This window comes from Sphingobium sp. Z007 (genome assembly GCF_900013425.1).
Classification (GTDB): domain Bacteria; phylum Pseudomonadota; class Alphaproteobacteria; order Sphingomonadales; family Sphingomonadaceae; genus Sphingobium.
Window position 1 is genome coordinate 465,926 of the sequence record NZ_FBXK01000001.1, and the last position, 15,334, is coordinate 481,259.

At 63.5% G+C, this 15,334-nt stretch carries 13 protein-coding genes and 1 pseudogene; 4 read left to right on the forward strand and 10 right to left on the reverse strand.

Annotated features, from left to right (window positions below; translation table 11 throughout):
* Positions 1-8 precede the first annotated feature (8 nt).
* Entirely contained in the window at positions 9-845 is an 837-nt protein-coding gene (locus tag CEQ44_RS02205; RefSeq protein WP_217894977.1) for an NAD(P)-dependent oxidoreductase, read from the forward strand.
* Positions 846-1,087: 242 nt separating this feature from the next.
* Here CEQ44_RS02205 and CEQ44_RS02210 read toward each other — a convergent pair whose 3' ends face one another.
* Positions 1,088-2,017, reverse strand: coding sequence for an electron transfer flavoprotein subunit alpha/FixB family protein (locus CEQ44_RS02210; protein ID WP_088181902.1), 930 nt, complete (start codon positions 2,015-2,017; stop codon positions 1,088-1,090).
* Positions 2,014-2,763: an electron transfer flavoprotein subunit beta/FixA family protein gene (locus tag CEQ44_RS02215; protein ID WP_069064938.1), complete on the reverse strand. Its 750-nt coding sequence runs from the start codon at positions 2,761-2,763 to the stop codon at positions 2,014-2,016. The genes CEQ44_RS02210 and CEQ44_RS02215 overlap by 4 nt, the downstream gene beginning before the upstream one ends.
* Positions 2,764-2,893: 130 nt before the next feature.
* On the opposite strand from CEQ44_RS02215, the gene CEQ44_RS02220 reads away from it, so the two are divergent.
* A complete protein-coding gene (locus CEQ44_RS02220) occupies positions 2,894-3,628 on the forward strand; it encodes a FadR/GntR family transcriptional regulator (protein WP_088181901.1) in 735 nt (244 codons plus the stop codon).
* Positions 3,629-3,738: 110 nt separating this feature from the next.
* On the forward strand, positions 3,739-4,938 hold the full coding sequence (locus tag CEQ44_RS02225) for a CaiB/BaiF CoA-transferase family protein (protein ID WP_256960012.1): 1,200 nt from the start codon (positions 3,739-3,741) through the stop codon (positions 4,936-4,938).
* A 121-nt stretch (positions 4,939-5,059) separates the two neighbouring features.
* Here the strand turns inward: CEQ44_RS02225 and CEQ44_RS02230 are convergent.
* Both CEQ44_RS02230 and CEQ44_RS02235 read right to left on the reverse strand, forming a co-directional pair.
* Positions 5,060-5,290, reverse strand: a pseudogene (locus tag CEQ44_RS02230) (YciI family protein); the annotation flags it as partial.
* Positions 5,291-5,411: 121 nt separating this feature from the next.
* Positions 5,412-6,551, reverse strand: coding sequence for an acyl-CoA dehydrogenase family protein (locus tag CEQ44_RS02235; RefSeq protein ID WP_088181899.1), 1,140 nt, complete (start codon positions 6,549-6,551; stop codon positions 5,412-5,414).
* 205 nt (positions 6,552-6,756) lie between these two features.
* Here CEQ44_RS02235 and CEQ44_RS02240 point away from each other — a divergent pair, with 205 nt between their 5' ends.
* The gene (locus CEQ44_RS02240; RefSeq protein WP_088181898.1) at positions 6,757-7,989 is read left to right on the forward strand and encodes a LysR family transcriptional regulator; all 1,233 of its coding nucleotides are present in this window, start codon (positions 6,757-6,759) and stop codon (positions 7,987-7,989) included.
* Positions 7,990-7,991: 2 nt separating this feature from the next.
* On the opposite strand, the gene CEQ44_RS02245 is transcribed toward CEQ44_RS02240, so the two are convergent.
* The 6 genes from CEQ44_RS02245 to CEQ44_RS02270 all read right to left on the reverse strand — a co-directional run bounded on the left by CEQ44_RS02245 (position 7,992) and on the right by CEQ44_RS02270 (position 15,189).
* The gene (locus CEQ44_RS02245; protein ID WP_088181897.1) at positions 7,992-8,210 is read right to left on the reverse strand and encodes a hypothetical protein; all 219 of its coding nucleotides are present in this window, start codon (positions 8,208-8,210) and stop codon (positions 7,992-7,994) included.
* A gap of 10 nt (positions 8,211-8,220) precedes the next feature.
* The gene (locus CEQ44_RS02250; RefSeq protein ID WP_088189850.1) at positions 8,221-9,708 is read right to left on the reverse strand and encodes an aldehyde dehydrogenase; all 1,488 of its coding nucleotides are present in this window, start codon (positions 9,706-9,708) and stop codon (positions 8,221-8,223) included.
* Positions 9,709-9,719: 11 nt separating this feature from the next.
* Positions 9,720-11,348 (reverse strand): GMC family oxidoreductase, encoded by a 1,629-nt coding sequence (locus CEQ44_RS02255; RefSeq protein ID WP_088189851.1) that lies wholly within the window; start codon positions 11,346-11,348, stop codon positions 9,720-9,722.
* Positions 11,345-12,715 (reverse strand): MFS transporter, encoded by a 1,371-nt coding sequence (locus CEQ44_RS02260; RefSeq protein ID WP_254913623.1) that lies wholly within the window; start codon positions 12,713-12,715, stop codon positions 11,345-11,347. The genes CEQ44_RS02255 and CEQ44_RS02260 overlap by 4 nt, the downstream gene beginning before the upstream one ends.
* Before the next feature lie 80 nt (positions 12,716-12,795).
* Entirely contained in the window at positions 12,796-13,728 is a 933-nt protein-coding gene (locus CEQ44_RS02265) for a PDR/VanB family oxidoreductase (RefSeq protein ID WP_088181893.1), read from the reverse strand.
* A gap of 147 nt (positions 13,729-13,875) precedes the next feature.
* Positions 13,876-15,189, reverse strand: coding sequence for a Rieske 2Fe-2S domain-containing protein (locus tag CEQ44_RS02270; protein WP_256960013.1), 1,314 nt, complete (start codon positions 15,187-15,189; stop codon positions 13,876-13,878).
* Between the last annotated feature and the right edge of the window lie 145 nt (positions 15,190-15,334).

A 15,334-nucleotide genomic window follows, 5' to 3' on the forward strand; every position in this document is an offset into this window, starting at 1 on the left:
TGCAAGTAATGGTAACAGGCAGCTCGGGGAAGATCGGTCGCGAAGCCGTCCGGGCGCTCAAGGCGGCGGGCCACAGGGTTGTTGGCCTCGACCTCAAGGGCGGAACCATCGACGGGATTCGCACGGTCGAGGTGGATTGCACCGACTTCGGGCAGGTGATGGGCGCCTTTTCCGGCGTCGACACCATGGCAAAGCCCAACGCGATCGTGCATCTGGCGGGCATCCCGATGCCCGGCCTCGCCAGCGACGCGGACATATTCCAGGTCAATACGCTCTCGACCTATAATGTCTTTTCCGCCTGCGCCCGTCTGGGCATCCATCGCGTGATATGGGCGTCAAGCGAAACGGTGCTGGGCCTGCCATTCGCCACGCCGCCCGCCTATCTGCCGCTGGACGAAGATGCCCCTGACCTTCCCAACTGGTCCTATTCGCTGTCCAAACATCTGGGTGAGACGATGGCCGATCAATTCGTGCGCTGGCATCCGGCGATGGCGATCGCGTCGCTGCGCTTTTCCAATGTGTTCGATGCACCGGATTATGCCGCGCGCGACGCGATCGAAGCACGGCCGGATGCACGAAAGTTGAATCTTTGGGCCTATGTCGACGCGCGCGACTGCGGCCAGGTGTGCCGACTAGCGGTGGAGGCACCATTGTCAGGCCATCAGCGGATGATCATCGCGGCGGCGGATACCGTGGTGAGCGTGCCAAGCGGCGAACTGGCTGCGCGCTATTTCCCTGGTACGCCGATCAGGGACGGATTTGACGGCAATGCCTCCTTCCTGTCCTCGGCGCGAGCAGGTGAACTGATCGGCTACCATTCAAACTATAGCTGGCAGGGACGATAAGCCATGGGTCTGAAGGACGATGCCGCTCGCCTGATGCGCGACCGCTACGTCCGCCGATGGCAGATTGAGGTGCGTCGACATTGCCTTGCCGACCGACCTCGATGATGTGATGGCTCGAACCCCGGCTTTCGAACAGGTTTTGGCCTCTCGATAGGCATACGATGGCCAAGGGCGGCAGCATTACCGTCACGTTGGAGAGCAGACCATATGGCCCGCGCCCTTTTTTTTGTCTTTCCCAGCCCTCACAATTTGCTGGTCAGCTCCGGCACGATCTTGAACAGATCACCCACCAGACCGATATCCGCCACCTGGAAGATCGGCGCATCCTCATCCTTGTTGATGGCGATGATGGTCTTGCTGTCCTTCATCCCCGCCAAATGCTGGATCGCCCCGGAAATGCCGACCGCAACATAGACTTCCGGCGCGACGATCTTGCCGGTCTGTCCGACCTGATAGTCGTTGGGCACATAGCCCGCATCGACCGCCGCCCGGCTCGCCCCGACCGCAGCGCCGAGCTTGTCGGCGAGCGGATAGATGACCTCCTCGAACGTCGGCCCATCCTTGAGCGCCCGACCACCTGACACGATGATCTTGGCGCTGGTCAGCTCCGGCCGTTCCAGCTTGGCGATCTCCGCCCCGACAAAGGACGACAGCCCCTTGTCCCCGGTCGAAGCCACCGCTTCCACCGTCCCCGAGCCGCCCTCGCGAGCCGCCTTCTCAAAAGCCGTACCGCGAACGGTGATGACCTTCTTGGCGTCCTTGCTCTTGACCGTAGCAATTGCATTGCCCGCATAAATCGGCCGAGTGAACGTGTCTTCGCCCTCGACCGACAGGATATCGCTGATCTGCATCACGTCGAGCAGAGCTGCGACGCGCGGCGCGATATTCTTGCCGTTGCTAGTGGCGGGCGCGATGAAAGCGTCATGATGCCCCATCAGTTCGACGACCAGCGGCGCGATATTCTCGGCGAGCGCATGGGCATAGGCCGCATCGTCAGCGACATGCACCTTGCCCACACCGGCAATCTGCGCAGCGGCGGCGGCAACGCCATCGACGCCCTCGCCTGCCACCAGCAGATGCACTTCGCCCAGCTTGGCCGCCGCGGTGATGGCGGAGAGGGTCGCGTCCTTGACGTCGCCGCCCTCATGTTCAACCCATACAAGCGTCTTCATGCGGCAACTCCCATGGCCTTGAGTTTGGCAACCAGTTCATCGACATCGGCAACCTTGACACCAGCGGTGCGCTTGGGTGGTTCAACCACCTTCAGCGTCTCCAGCCGTGCGCCGATATCCACGCCATAGTCGGCGGGCGTCTTCTGCGCGAGCGGCTTGGATTTCGCCTTCATGATGTTGGGCAACGACGCATAGCGCGGCTCGTTCAAGCGCAGGTCGGTGGTGATGATCGCCGGGGTCGACAGCTTCACCGTCTCCAGCCCGCCATCGACTTCGCGCGTCACCGACACGCTGTCGCCTTCGACCTCGACCTTCGACGCAAACGTGCCCTGCGGCAGGTTCAGCAGCGCCGCCAGCATCTGGCCGGTCTGGTTGCTGTCATCGTCGATCGCCTGCTTGCCCAGGATGATCAGGCCAGCGCCTTCCTCTTCCTGCACCTTGGCGAGCAGCTTGGCCACGGCCAGCGGTTCGACCTCTTCATCGGTCTGGATCAGGATCGCGCGGTCGGCACCCATGGCGAGCGATGTCCGCAGCGTTTCCTGCGCCTTGGCGACGCCGATGGACACGGCGATCACTTCGGTCGCCACGCCCTTTTCCTTCAGGCGGATGGCTTCTTCGACCGCGATCTCGTCAAACGGGTTCATGCTCATCTTGACGTTCGCCAGATCGACGCCCGTACCGTCCGCCTTCACGCGCGGCTTCACATTATAATCAATGACCCGCTTCACGGGCACAAGGATCTTCATGGCTTGCTCCATTTCCATAATGGTCGGACCATTAAGGAATGAAAGGCGTCTGTCAATCCCCTTCGGTCCGGCCATTGCGCCTTTCTCGGTGTCCGTTATAAATTTGCGCATTCCTATCGGAGCGCACTCTATGGCATCGTCCCCATCCCCCAAACCCAGTTTCGCCCCTATCAAGACGCGCCGCGCGTTCGAGGTGATCTGTGAACAGATCCGTGAGCAATTGGCGGCGGGCACGCTCAAGGCGGGGGATAAACTGCCTGCCGAACGGGAATTGGCGGTCGAATTCCAGGTCAGTCGCAGCGCGTTGCGAGAGGCGCTGCGCAGTCTGGAGGTTGCGGGGATCATCCGCAATGTGAAGGGGGCGAAAGGCGGGGCGTTTGTGCAAACGGCTGAGCCGGACCGGATTGTGCAGGCGATGCAGGATTATGTGCATCTGGGCGACATTTCGCTGGGCGAACTGACCGAGGCGCGGTTGGCTTTGCAGGACATCATCGTGCAGTTGGCGTGTGAGCGGGCGACTGAGACGGACCTGGCCGACCTGGAGGCGATCGCCGAGCGGACCAAGCGGGAAACGAGCGTCGAGGCGCGATACCAATGCGCGGCGGAATATTATGGCGTACTGGCGCGGGCGACCAAGAACCGCATCTTCGGCATCTTCGTCGATTCCCTGTCGACGATCCTGCATGAATTCGTGCAGGGACCGGATTATGAGACGTTGCAGCAGTCATTGATCGAATCCCGTTTCCGGCTGGTGCGGCAATTGCGAGCGAGAGACAGCAAGGCGGCGGTGGCGGAGATGCGCAAGCATCTGGAACGGGTGCATCGCCATGTCCGCAAGAACAGCAAGGCGGCGGCTAGGGGCTGAGCGACCCGCTGATTGGAAGCGTTTGAAACAGCGAGTTAGACAGTTGCATGCGATTGACGCCCCATGACAGCCATGTAATAGGTAGGACCATTGGATAATTGGTTCGACGGGTGGTTGAGGCTATGGCGGAAGAGAGCGGGGCGGCGACGGAGGGCGCGCTGGATGGCGTGCGGGTGCTGGATTTCACCAGCGTCATGGCTGGGCCGTTCGCGACGCGGATGATGGCCGACTTGGGGGCCGAAGTCATCAAGGTGGAGTCGCTGGAAGGTGACCAGGTGCGCGCGCGCCCGCCGCAACGAGAGGGCTTCAGCGCCTATTTCGGCAATCTCAATGCAGGCAAACAGAGCATTGCCTGCAACCTCAAATCGCCGGAGATCGTCGCGCTCATCAAGCAGTTGATCGGGACCTGCGACATAATGGTGGAGAATTTTCGGCCCGGCGTCATGGCGCGGTTCGGGCTGGATTTCGCCGCGCTGCATAAGGCCAATCCGCGGCTCATTTACTGCTCGATCTCCGGCTATGGCCAGACCGGGCCGAAGGCGCTGTCCCCGGCCTATGCGCCGGTGATCCATGCGGCCAGCGGGTTCGACATGGTCAATCTGCGCTATCAGGACGGCGCGGACCGGCCCGCGACCAGCGGCGTCTTCATCGCTGACGTGCTGGGCGGCACCCATGCCTTCGGCGCGATCCAGGCGGCGCTGTATCAGCGCGAAAAGACGGGCGCGGGCCAGCATATCGACCTGTCGATGCTGGAGGCGATGGTGGGGATGCTGGTCTTCGAGACGCAGGAGGCGCAGTTCCCCGGCGACGCCCGTCGCCCGCTCTACACCCCGCTCAAGACTAACGACGGTTTCATCATGGTCGCGCCGACCAGCCCGCGCAATTTCGAGCAATTGACAGAAGCGGTCGGCCATCCCGAATGGCGCGACGATCCTCGCTTCCTGACCAATGCCGATCGCAACGCCAATTGGGCGACGTTGCTGGGGCTGACCGAAGAGTGGACGCTGGAGCGCAGCGCGGAGGAGACCGAAGCGATACTGTCGTGCTTTGGCGTACCATGCGGGCGTTATCGCGAGATCGACGAATTGCTGGACGATCCGCAACTAGAGTCGCGGGGCGCCTTTGCCGAAATCAGCGACGGGGCCGGGAGCTTCAAGGTGCCCAATCCGCCGTTCCGCATGAGCGGATCGCGGGTCGAGGCGCGCAATTATGTCGCGCGACTGGGTGAAGAGGGCGCGGAGATATTGGGCGGGCTGGGCGTGGACGAGGCTGCGCTCGCCGCGCTACGGGCGCAGGGCGACCTGCTGTAACACCCCCATTCCAGGCCGTGAAAGGGCTGGATTTCGATCTCGCTTGGTCCCGGGATGCGATGTGGCAGGATTTCACCCAGGCAACAGCCTCGTCCATGTCCTTGACCTCGCATATCCATAAACCCGTAAGCAACTCGCGGGGGTGGGGGAAGGGGCGGTCGATGGCAGAGCGGTCGGTGCCGTTAAAGGCGACGCGCTTGCCCGGTGAGCAAGGGGTCAGGCCGTCGGCTATCACCAACATGCCGACATCGCGCAAGGCGTTGTTGAAGCGGCCTATCGCGTTCGTTTCGGGCGAGGGCTGATAGCCTTTATCGCTGTCTTCGGTCGCGTTCACCAGCACCATCACGCGCATCGCCTGTCTCCTTGCCCGGCGTTGGAACGATGGCGGAACTGTTCGGGAATTACGTCCCGGCGCAATATATTTGATAGAGATGAGGGGGCGGGATGCGTGCACGCATCTCGCCCGCCCCCTTTTATCGCAACAACTCCCGTGCGATCGTGTTCTTCTGAATCTCCGACGATCCCTCGTAAATCCGCGTAATCCGAATGTCGCGATAGAGCCGCTCGATCGCAAAGCCCCGGCAATAGCCTGATCCACCGAAAATCTGGACCGCGGTGTCGACCGTGCGGCTGCCCGCTTCGGTGCAGAAGAGCTTGGCCATGGAGGCGAGTTCGCGTTTCTTTTCGCCCTGGTCATAGCGCCAGCAGGCGTCGAGCAGGATCAAGCGGGCAGCGCGCATGTCGGTGGCCATGGTGGCGATATAGTGGCGGATCGCTTGGAAGTCCGAGATGACGCCGCCAAAGGCGGGGCGCTGTTTCGATTCCTCGATCGCCAGTTCCAGCGCGTATTCGCCCATGCCGACGGCGGTCGCGCCGACATTCATGCGGCCCTCGTTCAAGCCTTCGAGCGCATAGTGGAAGCCGCGCCCTTCTTCGCCGAGCAGGGCGTCGGCGGGCAACTGGCATTCGTCGAAGGTCAGTTCATAGACGCCGGGCGTCGCGGTGCCCATCAGTTCGATCGTGCCGGTGACAGCAAAGCCGGGCGTGTCGGCGGGCATCAGGAAGGCGGAAATGCCGCCGCGTGGCCCGGCGGCCTTGTCGGTATAGGCATAGACGATCACATATTTGGCGTTCTTGCCGTTGGAAATATAGGTTTTGGAACCGTTGATGACCCAGCCGTCGGCGTTGCGGGTGGCGGTGGTGCGCATCGAGCCCGGATCGGACCCGCTATTGGGTTCGGTGAGGGCAAAGGCGATCGGGATTTCGCCCGACACCATGCCGGGGATCAGCTGCTGCTTTTGTGCTTCCGAGGCATGATAGACGATGTTGCGCGCGCCCGGACCCATTAGCGGGCGCAATTCGGTCCAGAATTGGGGAGGAAGGCGGGCGAGTTCGATCTGCACCGCCGCCTGCGCGAGTGCGCCAAGGCCCAGGCCGCCATATTCTTCCGGCAAAGACAGGCCGAAATAGCCATTGTCGACCAGCGTTTGTCGCACGATCGGCGGGACTTTGCCGGTGGCCTGAAATTCCGCTTCATAAGGGAGCAGGTCGCGCACGATGGCGCGGGTGACGTCGCAAAATTCCTTGATGTCGTCGGGCAGTTCAAAGTCCATCTTGTGCCTCCTTCTTATCCGAATCCGTGGCCGCGGCCGTGCGCGCCTCTCGCTAATGGTCCTACCATTGCGGTAATGGTCAGTCCATTACAATTTCTGCCTATTGGGGCAAGGGGCCGCTGTCCTTTGGGGCAGTTGTCCGGTAAGGCTGACGTCGCCCGATGACGCCACAGCGTGCGGGTGGAGGGTAACAAGAGTAAGCGGCATGGCGACCGATCCGTTCGACCTTAATCTGCGCCACCTGCGCGCGCTGCTGGCGATCCGCGAACATGGCAGCATCACCGCCGCCGCCGATGTGGTCAGCCTGTCGCAACCGGCGCTGACGCAGGGGCTGGCCAAGCTGGAACGGCAATTCGGCTACACCTTTTTCGAGCGGCGGTCGGGCGGCATGGTGCCGACGCCCATGGGCGAGATCGTGATCGAGCGGGCGCGCGCGGCGCTCGATCATCTGTCGCAGGCGGCCAAGGGCTTGTCGGGCGTGTTCCACTATCCTGAGCGGCTAATGACGATGACGCAGCTGCGCGCCTTTCTGGCGTTGGCAGAGGCGGGGAGTTTCGCGGCGGCGGCGCATGGCAGTACCCTGTCGCAGACGGCGGTGCATCGCGCGGTCGGCGACCTGGAGCAGATGATCGGCGGGAAGCTGGTCGAGCGGCGGGGGCGGGCGGTGTGGCTCAATCCGGCGGGGAAAAGGCTGGCGCGGGGCACAAGGCTGGCGGTGGCGGAGATCGTCGCGGCGCTGGCGGACATCGGGCGCGATAGCGGGAGCGGGAGCGAGCTGATCGCGTTCGGGGCGCTGCCATTGGCGCGGCCTTATCTGGTGCCCGCCGCGATGGCGCGGATGGCGCGGAGCGATCCGCGCGCGGCGTTCAAGGTGCTGGAGGGAAGCTGGCGCGAACTGGTGGAGCCGCTGCGCGACGGGGTGATCGACATGGTGGTCGGCGCGCTGCGGCCGTTCGAGATTGCCGATCTGTACCAATTGCCCTTGTCGGAGGATCGGCTGGTGATCGCAGCGGGGAGCCAGCATCCGCTGGCCAAGGTGGACAAGCCGACGATGGAGCAGCTGGCGAGCTATCCGTGGATCGTCGCGCCCGCCAATTCGCCATTGCGTGAACAGTGGGAAAAGCTGTTCGGGCAAGGCAAGGTGCCAGCGACGCCGGTCGAGTGCGGGTCGGTGATGATCATCGGGCGGTTGTTGACGGAGGGGGATTTTCTGACGCTGCTGTCGCCCGATCAGGTGGCGTTGCAGATCCGCAGCGGGCTGTTGACGCAGGTCGGGCCGCCGCTGGAAGGCAGCAAGCGTGTGGTGGGGATCACTACGCGACGCAGTTGGCGCCCGACCGCGACGCAGCGGCGCTTTCTGGAAATGCTGGGCGAGGCGGCCAAGGGGGAGCGGGTGGCAGGCGCGCCGCCTGACTTGCGGGAATCGGGCTGGGTGTGAGGCTATCGCGGGTTGCTGGTCTCAAGCGCGGCGATGCGGCCCTTCAGACGATCAGCAAGCGAAGGGCGGATCGGCTGTCCGGCGAGCAATTTGCGCCATGTATTGTAACTGATGCCGAAGCGGGCGTTAAGCGCTTCGTCGGTGCGGCCAGTCACCAGCCTTTGCATCTGGAGGATCATCTCCTCCTCCAGATGCACGCCATTGCTGTTGTTCTGCTGCACGATACGCGCCTCAGTCCAGGTTGATCCAGACCGCCTTCGTTTCCAAATAATCCTCGATATGGTGCGGGCCGGACTCGCGGCCGAAGCCGCTCATGCGATAGCCGCCGAAGGGGACGGCGGGGTCGAGCATCTGGTAGCAATTGACCCAGACGGACCCGGCGCGGATGCCGCGCGCCATGCGGTGCGCGGTGCCAAGGTCGCGGGTCCACACGCCGCTGCCCAAGCCAAATTCGGTGGCGTTGGCGCGGGTCAGCACCTCCTCGATCGTGTCAAACGTAAAGGCGGACAGGACCGGGCCGAAAATCTCTTCACGCGCGATCGTCATGTCGTCGGCGACATGGGTGAAGATGGTGGGTTCGATAAAATAGCCCGCATCATAGCCCGCGCCGCTCATACGGCCGCCGCCGGTCAGCGGGCGGGCGCCTTGCATGTTGGCGCCGTCGATGAAGGCGAGGATCTTGTCCATCTGGGCCAGGGATACGACCGGTCCCATCTGGGTGGTCGGGCCAAGAGGATCGCCGACCTTGATCGTCTTCGTGAAGGCGGCGAGGCGCTCCATGAATTCGTCGTGGATTGAGCTTTGCACGAACAGGCGCGTGCCCGCGCTGCAAATCTGCCCGGCATTGGCGAACACGGCCATGGCGGCGGCAGGGACGGCCTTGTCGAGATCAGCGTCGGCAAAGACGATGTTGGGCGACTTGCCGCCCAGTTCCACCGTTACGCGCTTCATCGTTCCGGCGGCGGCGTGCAGGATTTTTTCACCGACGCCGGTGGAGCCGGTGAAGGCGATCTTGTCGACGTCCGGGTGGCTGGAGAGCGCCGCGCCTGCATCGCCAAGGCCAGTGAGGATGTTGATGACGCCGTCCGGTACGCCCGCTTCCAGGCATAGTTCGCCAAAGCGCAGCGCGGAAAGGGGCGTCTGTTCAGCGGGCTTCATGACGAGGGTGCAGCCGGTGGCGAGTACCGGCCCCGCCTTCCACACCGACATGCCGATCGGGCCGTTCCATGGGTTGATTGCTGCGACCACGCCGATCGGTTCCTTGAGCGTGTGGGAGAGGACGTCGCCCATCGCGCTATTGTCGATCGTATCGCCCGCGATCAGCGTTGCCTGCCCCGCATAATAGCGCAGCAGCGCACCGGCGCGCGCCTTGCCCATGATTGTGCGGCTATAGGGTGCGCCAAGGTCCAGCGTGTCGAGCATCGCCAGTTCCTCGAAATGCTGTTCCACCAGATCGGCGAGGCGCAGCATGATGCGCTGGCGCTCCACCGGCTTCATGCGCCGCCATGGCCCCTCGAACGCGGCGCGGGCCGATTTGACCGCGCGGTCGACATCCTCCGCCCCGCCCTGCGCAACGGTAGCCAACAGATCGCCAGTGGCGGGATTGCGGGTCTCGAACCGCTGCCCCGACAATGCAGGGACGCGCTGGCCGCCGATCAGCATGTCCTGATGCGGGGTGTCGAGCAGGGCGGGGCGGGGGGGGATGATAAGCTGGGTCATGAAGGGCTCTTTCAGGCGGCGATGTTGGATGTGACGGCGTCTTGCAGGATGAACTGCGCTGCGCGCTGAGCGATCATCATGGTGGGGGCGGAGGTGTTGCCGCTGATGATGTCCGGCATGACGGAAGCATCGACGACGCGCAGGCCCGACACGCCGCGCACGCGCAAGCGATTGTCCACGACGGCCATCGGGTCGCTGTCCGGCCCCATTTTACAGGTGCCGGTGGGGTGATAGGCAGTGTTGACGATCTTGCGCAGGGCGGCGTCGATCTCGGCGTCGCTTTGATGATTGATGCCTGGCTCGATTTCCGCACCAGTCATGGCGGCGAGTGCGGGTTGGGCGAAGATATGGCGGCAGGCGCGGAACCCGGCGATCAGCGTCTGCATGTCATAGGGATCGGCAAAGAAATTGGGATCGATGACCGGCTTGTCCTCCGGCCGGTTGCTGGCCAAGCGAACCGACCCGCTGCTTTTGGGACGCAGCAACTGAATGAGCCCCATATAGCCGTGGCGGCGGGGGACCGAACGGGCGTCGAGCTTCAGCCCGGCGAGGAAGGTGATCTGAATATCCGGGCGACCCGTTCCGTCGGTGCAAAGGAAACCGCCGGCCTCCGCGACATTGGAAGCCAGCATGCCTTCGCGCTTTAAGAGATATTTGAACGGGCTGGCCAGGATGCGGGGCAGAACCTTGGCCGATACGGCATAGGATTCCGCCGACGGGTTCTCCATCGCGACATGGACGGTGGGATGGTCCTGCAAATGCGCGCCGACGCCGGGCAAATGGTGGACCAGGTCGATGCCCATCTCGCGCAGATGATGCTGCGGCCCGATGCCTGACAGCATCAGCAGTTGCGGCGAATTGGTCGCACCCGCGCACAGGATGATCTCCCGCCGCGCCGCGATGGTGCTGCGCGCGCCGTTCGTCTCTATTTCCAGCCCCACCGCGCGACCCCGGTCGAACAGGATGCGGCGGACCATGGTGTCCGCCATGACGGTCAGGTTGGCGCGATCCAGTGCGGGGTGGAGGAAGGCGCGGGCGCTCGACAGGCGGGTGCCGTTGCGTTGGTTGAGGTCGTAACGGCCAAAGCCGTCCTGCCGATCGCTGGCAAAATCATCATTGCGGCGATGCCCGGCTTGTTCCGCCGCGTCGACGATTGCGGCGCTGACGGGGTTCCAGCTTTTGGGCTTCTGCACGTCCAGTTCGCCGCCCTTGCCGTGCCAGGGCGTATCGGGACCGGCGTAATTTTCGACCGCCTTGAACGCGGGCAGGACATCGTCATAGGCCCAGCCATCATTGCCCGCATCGGCCCAGGCGTCATAGTCCGCCCGTTGCCCGCGAATGTAGACGCCGCCGTTGATGGCGCTGCATCCTCCGAATAGTTTGCCACGCGGAAAGTTGATCGTGCGGTTGTTGACGGCGGCGTTGCCGGTCAGCGCCTGTTTCCAGTTATATTTTTCGTGCGGCAGCAGGAAGATATTGCCGACCGGCATCGCGGTCTTGAGGTTCACCGGCCATTGTTTGTCGGATGGCCCGGCTTCGATCAGAGTGACGCGGTTGGCCGGGTCGGCGGACAGGCGATTGGCCATCAGGCTGCCCGCCGAGCCGGAGCCGATCACGATATAGTCGAAGCTGTCGCTCATAGAATTGCGTCCTTGCGGCCGAGCGCGGGCACATGGCCCCGCACGGCGATGAAGCCCAAGGCGTTGACCAGCATCAAGGCCGCGAGCGCGCCGAAAAAGCCGAGATTGCCCCAATCGATCAGGACGGCGCCCGCTACCGCGCTGACGATAGCGCCGATGCGGCCCGCCGCACCCATCAGACCCAGGCCGCGCGCGCGCAGTCCGGTCGGAAAAGCGTGCGCACCGACCGCGAACATGGCCGACTGGGCTGCACTGGCGAACAGGCCGAGCGCGCCGAGGCAGGCTAGGACGGCCCCTTCGTTGCGCGCGCCACTGATGGGGAGGAGGGCGAGGGTGGCGCAGACGGCCGCCCCCACGATCGCCATCAGGATCAACACCGGACGCGATCCGAAGCGGATGATCGCCAGCGACGCGATCATCGCGCCGATGGTGCCGCCAATGTTGAAGCTGGTCAGGCCAAGGCTGGCGGTCTGCAGGCCAAAGCCTGCGCTGGTCAGCATGGTCGGCGCCCAGTTGAACATGAGGTAGATCATGAACATGCCGGAGAACATCGCGACCGACAGCGCCAGCGTGTCGCGCAACAGCGCCGGGCCGAACAGGTTGCGCATCGGTTCGTAGCGGGGCGCTTCCCCGGCGGCGAGGGGGATGTGGGCGACAGAGGCGGGATCAGGGTGGCCGATGCGGCGCAGGATGCGGTCGAGTTCAGCGCCGCGATCGGGCCGTTCCGCCAGATAGCGGGGGGATTCGGGCAGGACGAACCATAGCCACGCGACGAAGATCATCGTCACGCTGCCGCCGATATAGAAGAGCCAGCGCCAGCCAAGGCCCGGCAGGATCAGCGCGGCCGCGACCCCGCCCAATATCCCGCCGATCGACACGCACACCACGCCGAAGGTGACGGCGACGCTGCGCCAGCGGACAGGGGTGAACTCGGCGATCATGGCGCTGGCGGTGCCGGGGACGCCGCCAAGGCCCACGCCCGCCAGCGTCTTGAGCGCAGCGACCTGCCACAATGTCGTGGAAAAGCCGGTGAGGAGGGTCGCAACGCCGAAGATGGCGACGCCGATGATCAGCGCGCCGCGCCGCCCGAAGCGATCGCCGACCCAGCCCGACGTCAGCGTGCCGATGGCCATGCCGACAAAGCCCAGCGCGAACACGGACCCCAATGCCGTGCGGTCTATGCCCCATTCCTGGAGCAGCGAGGGCGCGGCGAGGCCAAGCATCTGATTGTCGAGGCCGTCGAGAATGACAGTCGCGGCGATCATCAGCACGGACCAAATCTGGTAGGACGACATGGGTATGTCATCCAACATGCCCCCTGATCCCGCCGGACTGCTGCTGCTGCCTTCTATCGTGGCGACCGCCAAGATCGTCTCCTTGAGCCTGGGCCGTTTGCGGCCGCTTCATTCATTTGCCGGCGTGACATTGGAAAACCGGAATGTCGCAATCAGATGTCGAGGACGAGGTTCGCACTTTTCGACCCCGAACAGCAGACCATGATCGACCTGTTGGCGGCTTTGTCGTCGTCCGACAGGAAATGGTCGCGATGGTCGGGAATGCCGTCCAGCACCTTGACCTCGCAGGTGCCGCAAATCCCTTCGGAACAGGCGAAGCCGACATTGACACCGGCGCTCAGCAGCGCGTCGAGCATCGTTTCGCCTTCTTCCACCGCGATGGTCTTGCCGCTCCTGGCCAGTTCCAATGTGTAGCCGCCCTCGGTCGCCATTTCGGTTTCGGCCGAGAAATATTCGATATGGGCATGCCCCTTGGGCCGGTCGCAATTGATGGCGAGGAAGGCATCGAGCATCCCGCCGGGGCCGCAGCAATAGAGATGCGCGTCGGCGGGCGCAGCGGCGCAGATGGCTTTGAGGTCGAGGCGGCGGCCACCGGGGATACCGTCATAGGCGATTTCCACCTGGTCATAATCTGACAGGCGATCGACATAGGCGGCGCGCTCAGGCGAGGCGGCGACATAATGGAGTTCCCAGCTACGCCCAAGTTTTTCGAGACGCGCGATCATGGGGAGCATCGGTGTGATGCCGATCCCGCCACCGATCATCACGGTGTGGCTGGCATCCTCCACCATCGGAAAATTGTTTTTCGGCTCCGATATGTCGAGGATCTGGCCGACCTGCCATTTTTCATGGATGTGGCGCGATCCGCCGCGACCGTCGATCGCATGATGGACGGCGATTTCATAATAGCCGCGAAAGGCGGGGTCATTGACCAGCGAATAGCTGCGCGCCAGACCGGGGGAAAGCTGGACGTCGATATGCGCGCCCGGATCGAAGGGCGGCATCAGCCCGCCATCGACGGGTTCGAGGATGTAGCTGTTGATGCCTTCGGCCTCCCAGCGGATGTTCTTCAGTCGTGCGCGCATCACCCTCTCCGTCCGGTGCGATGCGTCTCTTGGCAGGGCCGGGGCGCCATGGATCGGCGAACCGGACAAACCGCAATGCGTGTCGTCACCTCTATCATCCTTGTCCGAGGCACCGGGGCATGGATCGCCCCGGCCCTTATATATGTGTCACTCAGCCGCTTCGACCTTGTCGGGCCAGCGTACCGCCTTGGCCAGTGCCGATTCATAGGCGTTGGCGAGCGTGTCGCTAGGGTCGTGCAGGAAGGAGCCTGCGCGCGCGCGGTAGAAGATGCTGGGGTCTTCGATGCCCGGTGGCAGCGTCCCCTTGTTGGCGAGCGCGCGGGCGGCGAGCAGCACGCGGCGGCGGACGCGGGCGATCATCTGGTCGGTAGGGGCCAGATTTTCAAAGCTGTGGTCGGTGATCGGTCCCATGCTTTCGGTCACGGCTTGATCCTGCATCGTGATGTTGGGGATGCCGGTGAACTGGGTGCCGTTGCGCTGGGATTCACGGTCGATCGCCCAGTCATTCTTCTCGCTATCGGGCGAGCGCCAGCGGCCAAACCAGTCGGTGGTCGTCGGCGCATATTCCAGCGGCGCGAACAGGGGCGTGCCGTCCTTGAGCGTCGAGGTATAGGCCGGGTTGCCCGCGTCGACGCCGCAGGTGATGTCGAACAGCATCGAATGTTCGTCGTCCATCGGCACCCAGGCGCGGGCAATGGCGCGGGTGTGGAAGCGGTTGTTGGGCGTCTGCGTCCAAAAGGGGAACATATAATGAGCGACGCGCCAGCTCATCTGGCCATCATCATTCGGTCGATAGCCGCCATACATGACGCCCCAGTCGGCCTGCGCCACTTCATAGTCGGGCGCGCGGTTGAGGACGGTCGGGCGCATCGGATGATCCTCATCCAGATCGTCCGCCTCGATCGAGCCGACATGCAGGAAGCCGACATGGCTGGTGTCGATGTCGCCTTCCAGCGCCTGGAGCCAGTTGCAGTCGCGCTGCAGGCACCAGATTTCCGCGTCCGGGTGCATCGTCGCTTCGATTTCGGGGATCGGCGGCGGGGCAGACTGGTTCTCGCCCATATAGACCCAGATCAAGCCATTGGCTTCATGCGTTTTATACGCCTTGGCATGAACCTTTTCCTTGAAGTCCATGCGGGCGGGGACGGACGGCATGTCGACGCATTTGCCGTCCACGTCGAACTTCCAGCCATGATAGACGCAGCGTATGCCATTTTGCTCGTTGCGCCCGATAAACAGCGACGCGCAGCGGTGGGGGCAGCGATGGTCCATGATGCCGACCCGGCCGCTGCTGTCGCGGAAGGCGATCAGCTTTTCACACAGGATCATCAGGCGGACCGGATCGCCATCGGCCTTTACCTCGGACGACAGGACGGCGGGCATCCAATATTGGCGCATCATCGTGCCCATGACCGTGCCCGGTCCTACCCTGGTCATGTCGGCGCTATCTGTGGACTGCATGAGTTTTTCAGCCTCTTCCTTGCTTTTCGTTATCGGCGCGGCGTGAATCGAAGCCAGCGCCATTCCCTGATCCCTGACTAGAGCCACTCCACGCCACGCCCCAATCGGAATGTGGTCGGACCATTCAATAACCGGGACGATACTA

What these genes read in the sequence shown, in the direction of transcription:
- CEQ44_RS02205 (WP_217894977.1), top strand. Translation starts at nt 9, where the DNA reads ATGGTAACAGGCAGCTCGGGGAAGATCGGTCGCGAAGCCGTCCGGGCG.
- CEQ44_RS02210 (WP_088181902.1), bottom strand. Translation starts at nt 2,017, where the DNA reads ATGAAGACGCTTGTATGGGTTGAACATGAGGGCGGCGACGTCAAGGAC.
- CEQ44_RS02215 (WP_069064938.1), bottom strand. Translation starts at nt 2,763, where the DNA reads ATGAAGATCCTTGTGCCCGTGAAGCGGGTCATTGATTATAATGTGAAG.
- CEQ44_RS02220 (WP_088181901.1), top strand. Translation starts at nt 2,894, where the DNA reads ATGGCATCGTCCCCATCCCCCAAACCCAGTTTCGCCCCTATCAAGACG.
- CEQ44_RS02235 (WP_088181899.1), bottom strand. Translation starts at nt 6,551, where the DNA reads ATGGACTTTGAACTGCCCGACGACATCAAGGAATTTTGCGACGTCACC.
- CEQ44_RS02240 (WP_088181898.1), top strand. Translation starts at nt 6,757, where the DNA reads ATGGCGACCGATCCGTTCGACCTTAATCTGCGCCACCTGCGCGCGCTG.
- CEQ44_RS02250 (WP_088189850.1), bottom strand. Translation starts at nt 9,708, where the DNA reads ATGACCCAGCTTATCATCCCCCCCCGCCCCGCCCTGCTCGACACCCCG.
- CEQ44_RS02255 (WP_088189851.1), bottom strand. Translation starts at nt 11,348, where the DNA reads ATGAGCGACAGCTTCGACTATATCGTGATCGGCTCCGGCTCGGCGGGC.
- CEQ44_RS02265 (WP_088181893.1), bottom strand. Translation starts at nt 13,728, where the DNA reads ATGCGCGCACGACTGAAGAACATCCGCTGGGAGGCCGAAGGCATCAAC.
- CEQ44_RS02270 (WP_256960013.1), bottom strand. Translation starts at nt 15,189, where the DNA reads ATGCAGTCCACAGATAGCGCCGACATGACCAGGGTAGGACCGGGCACG.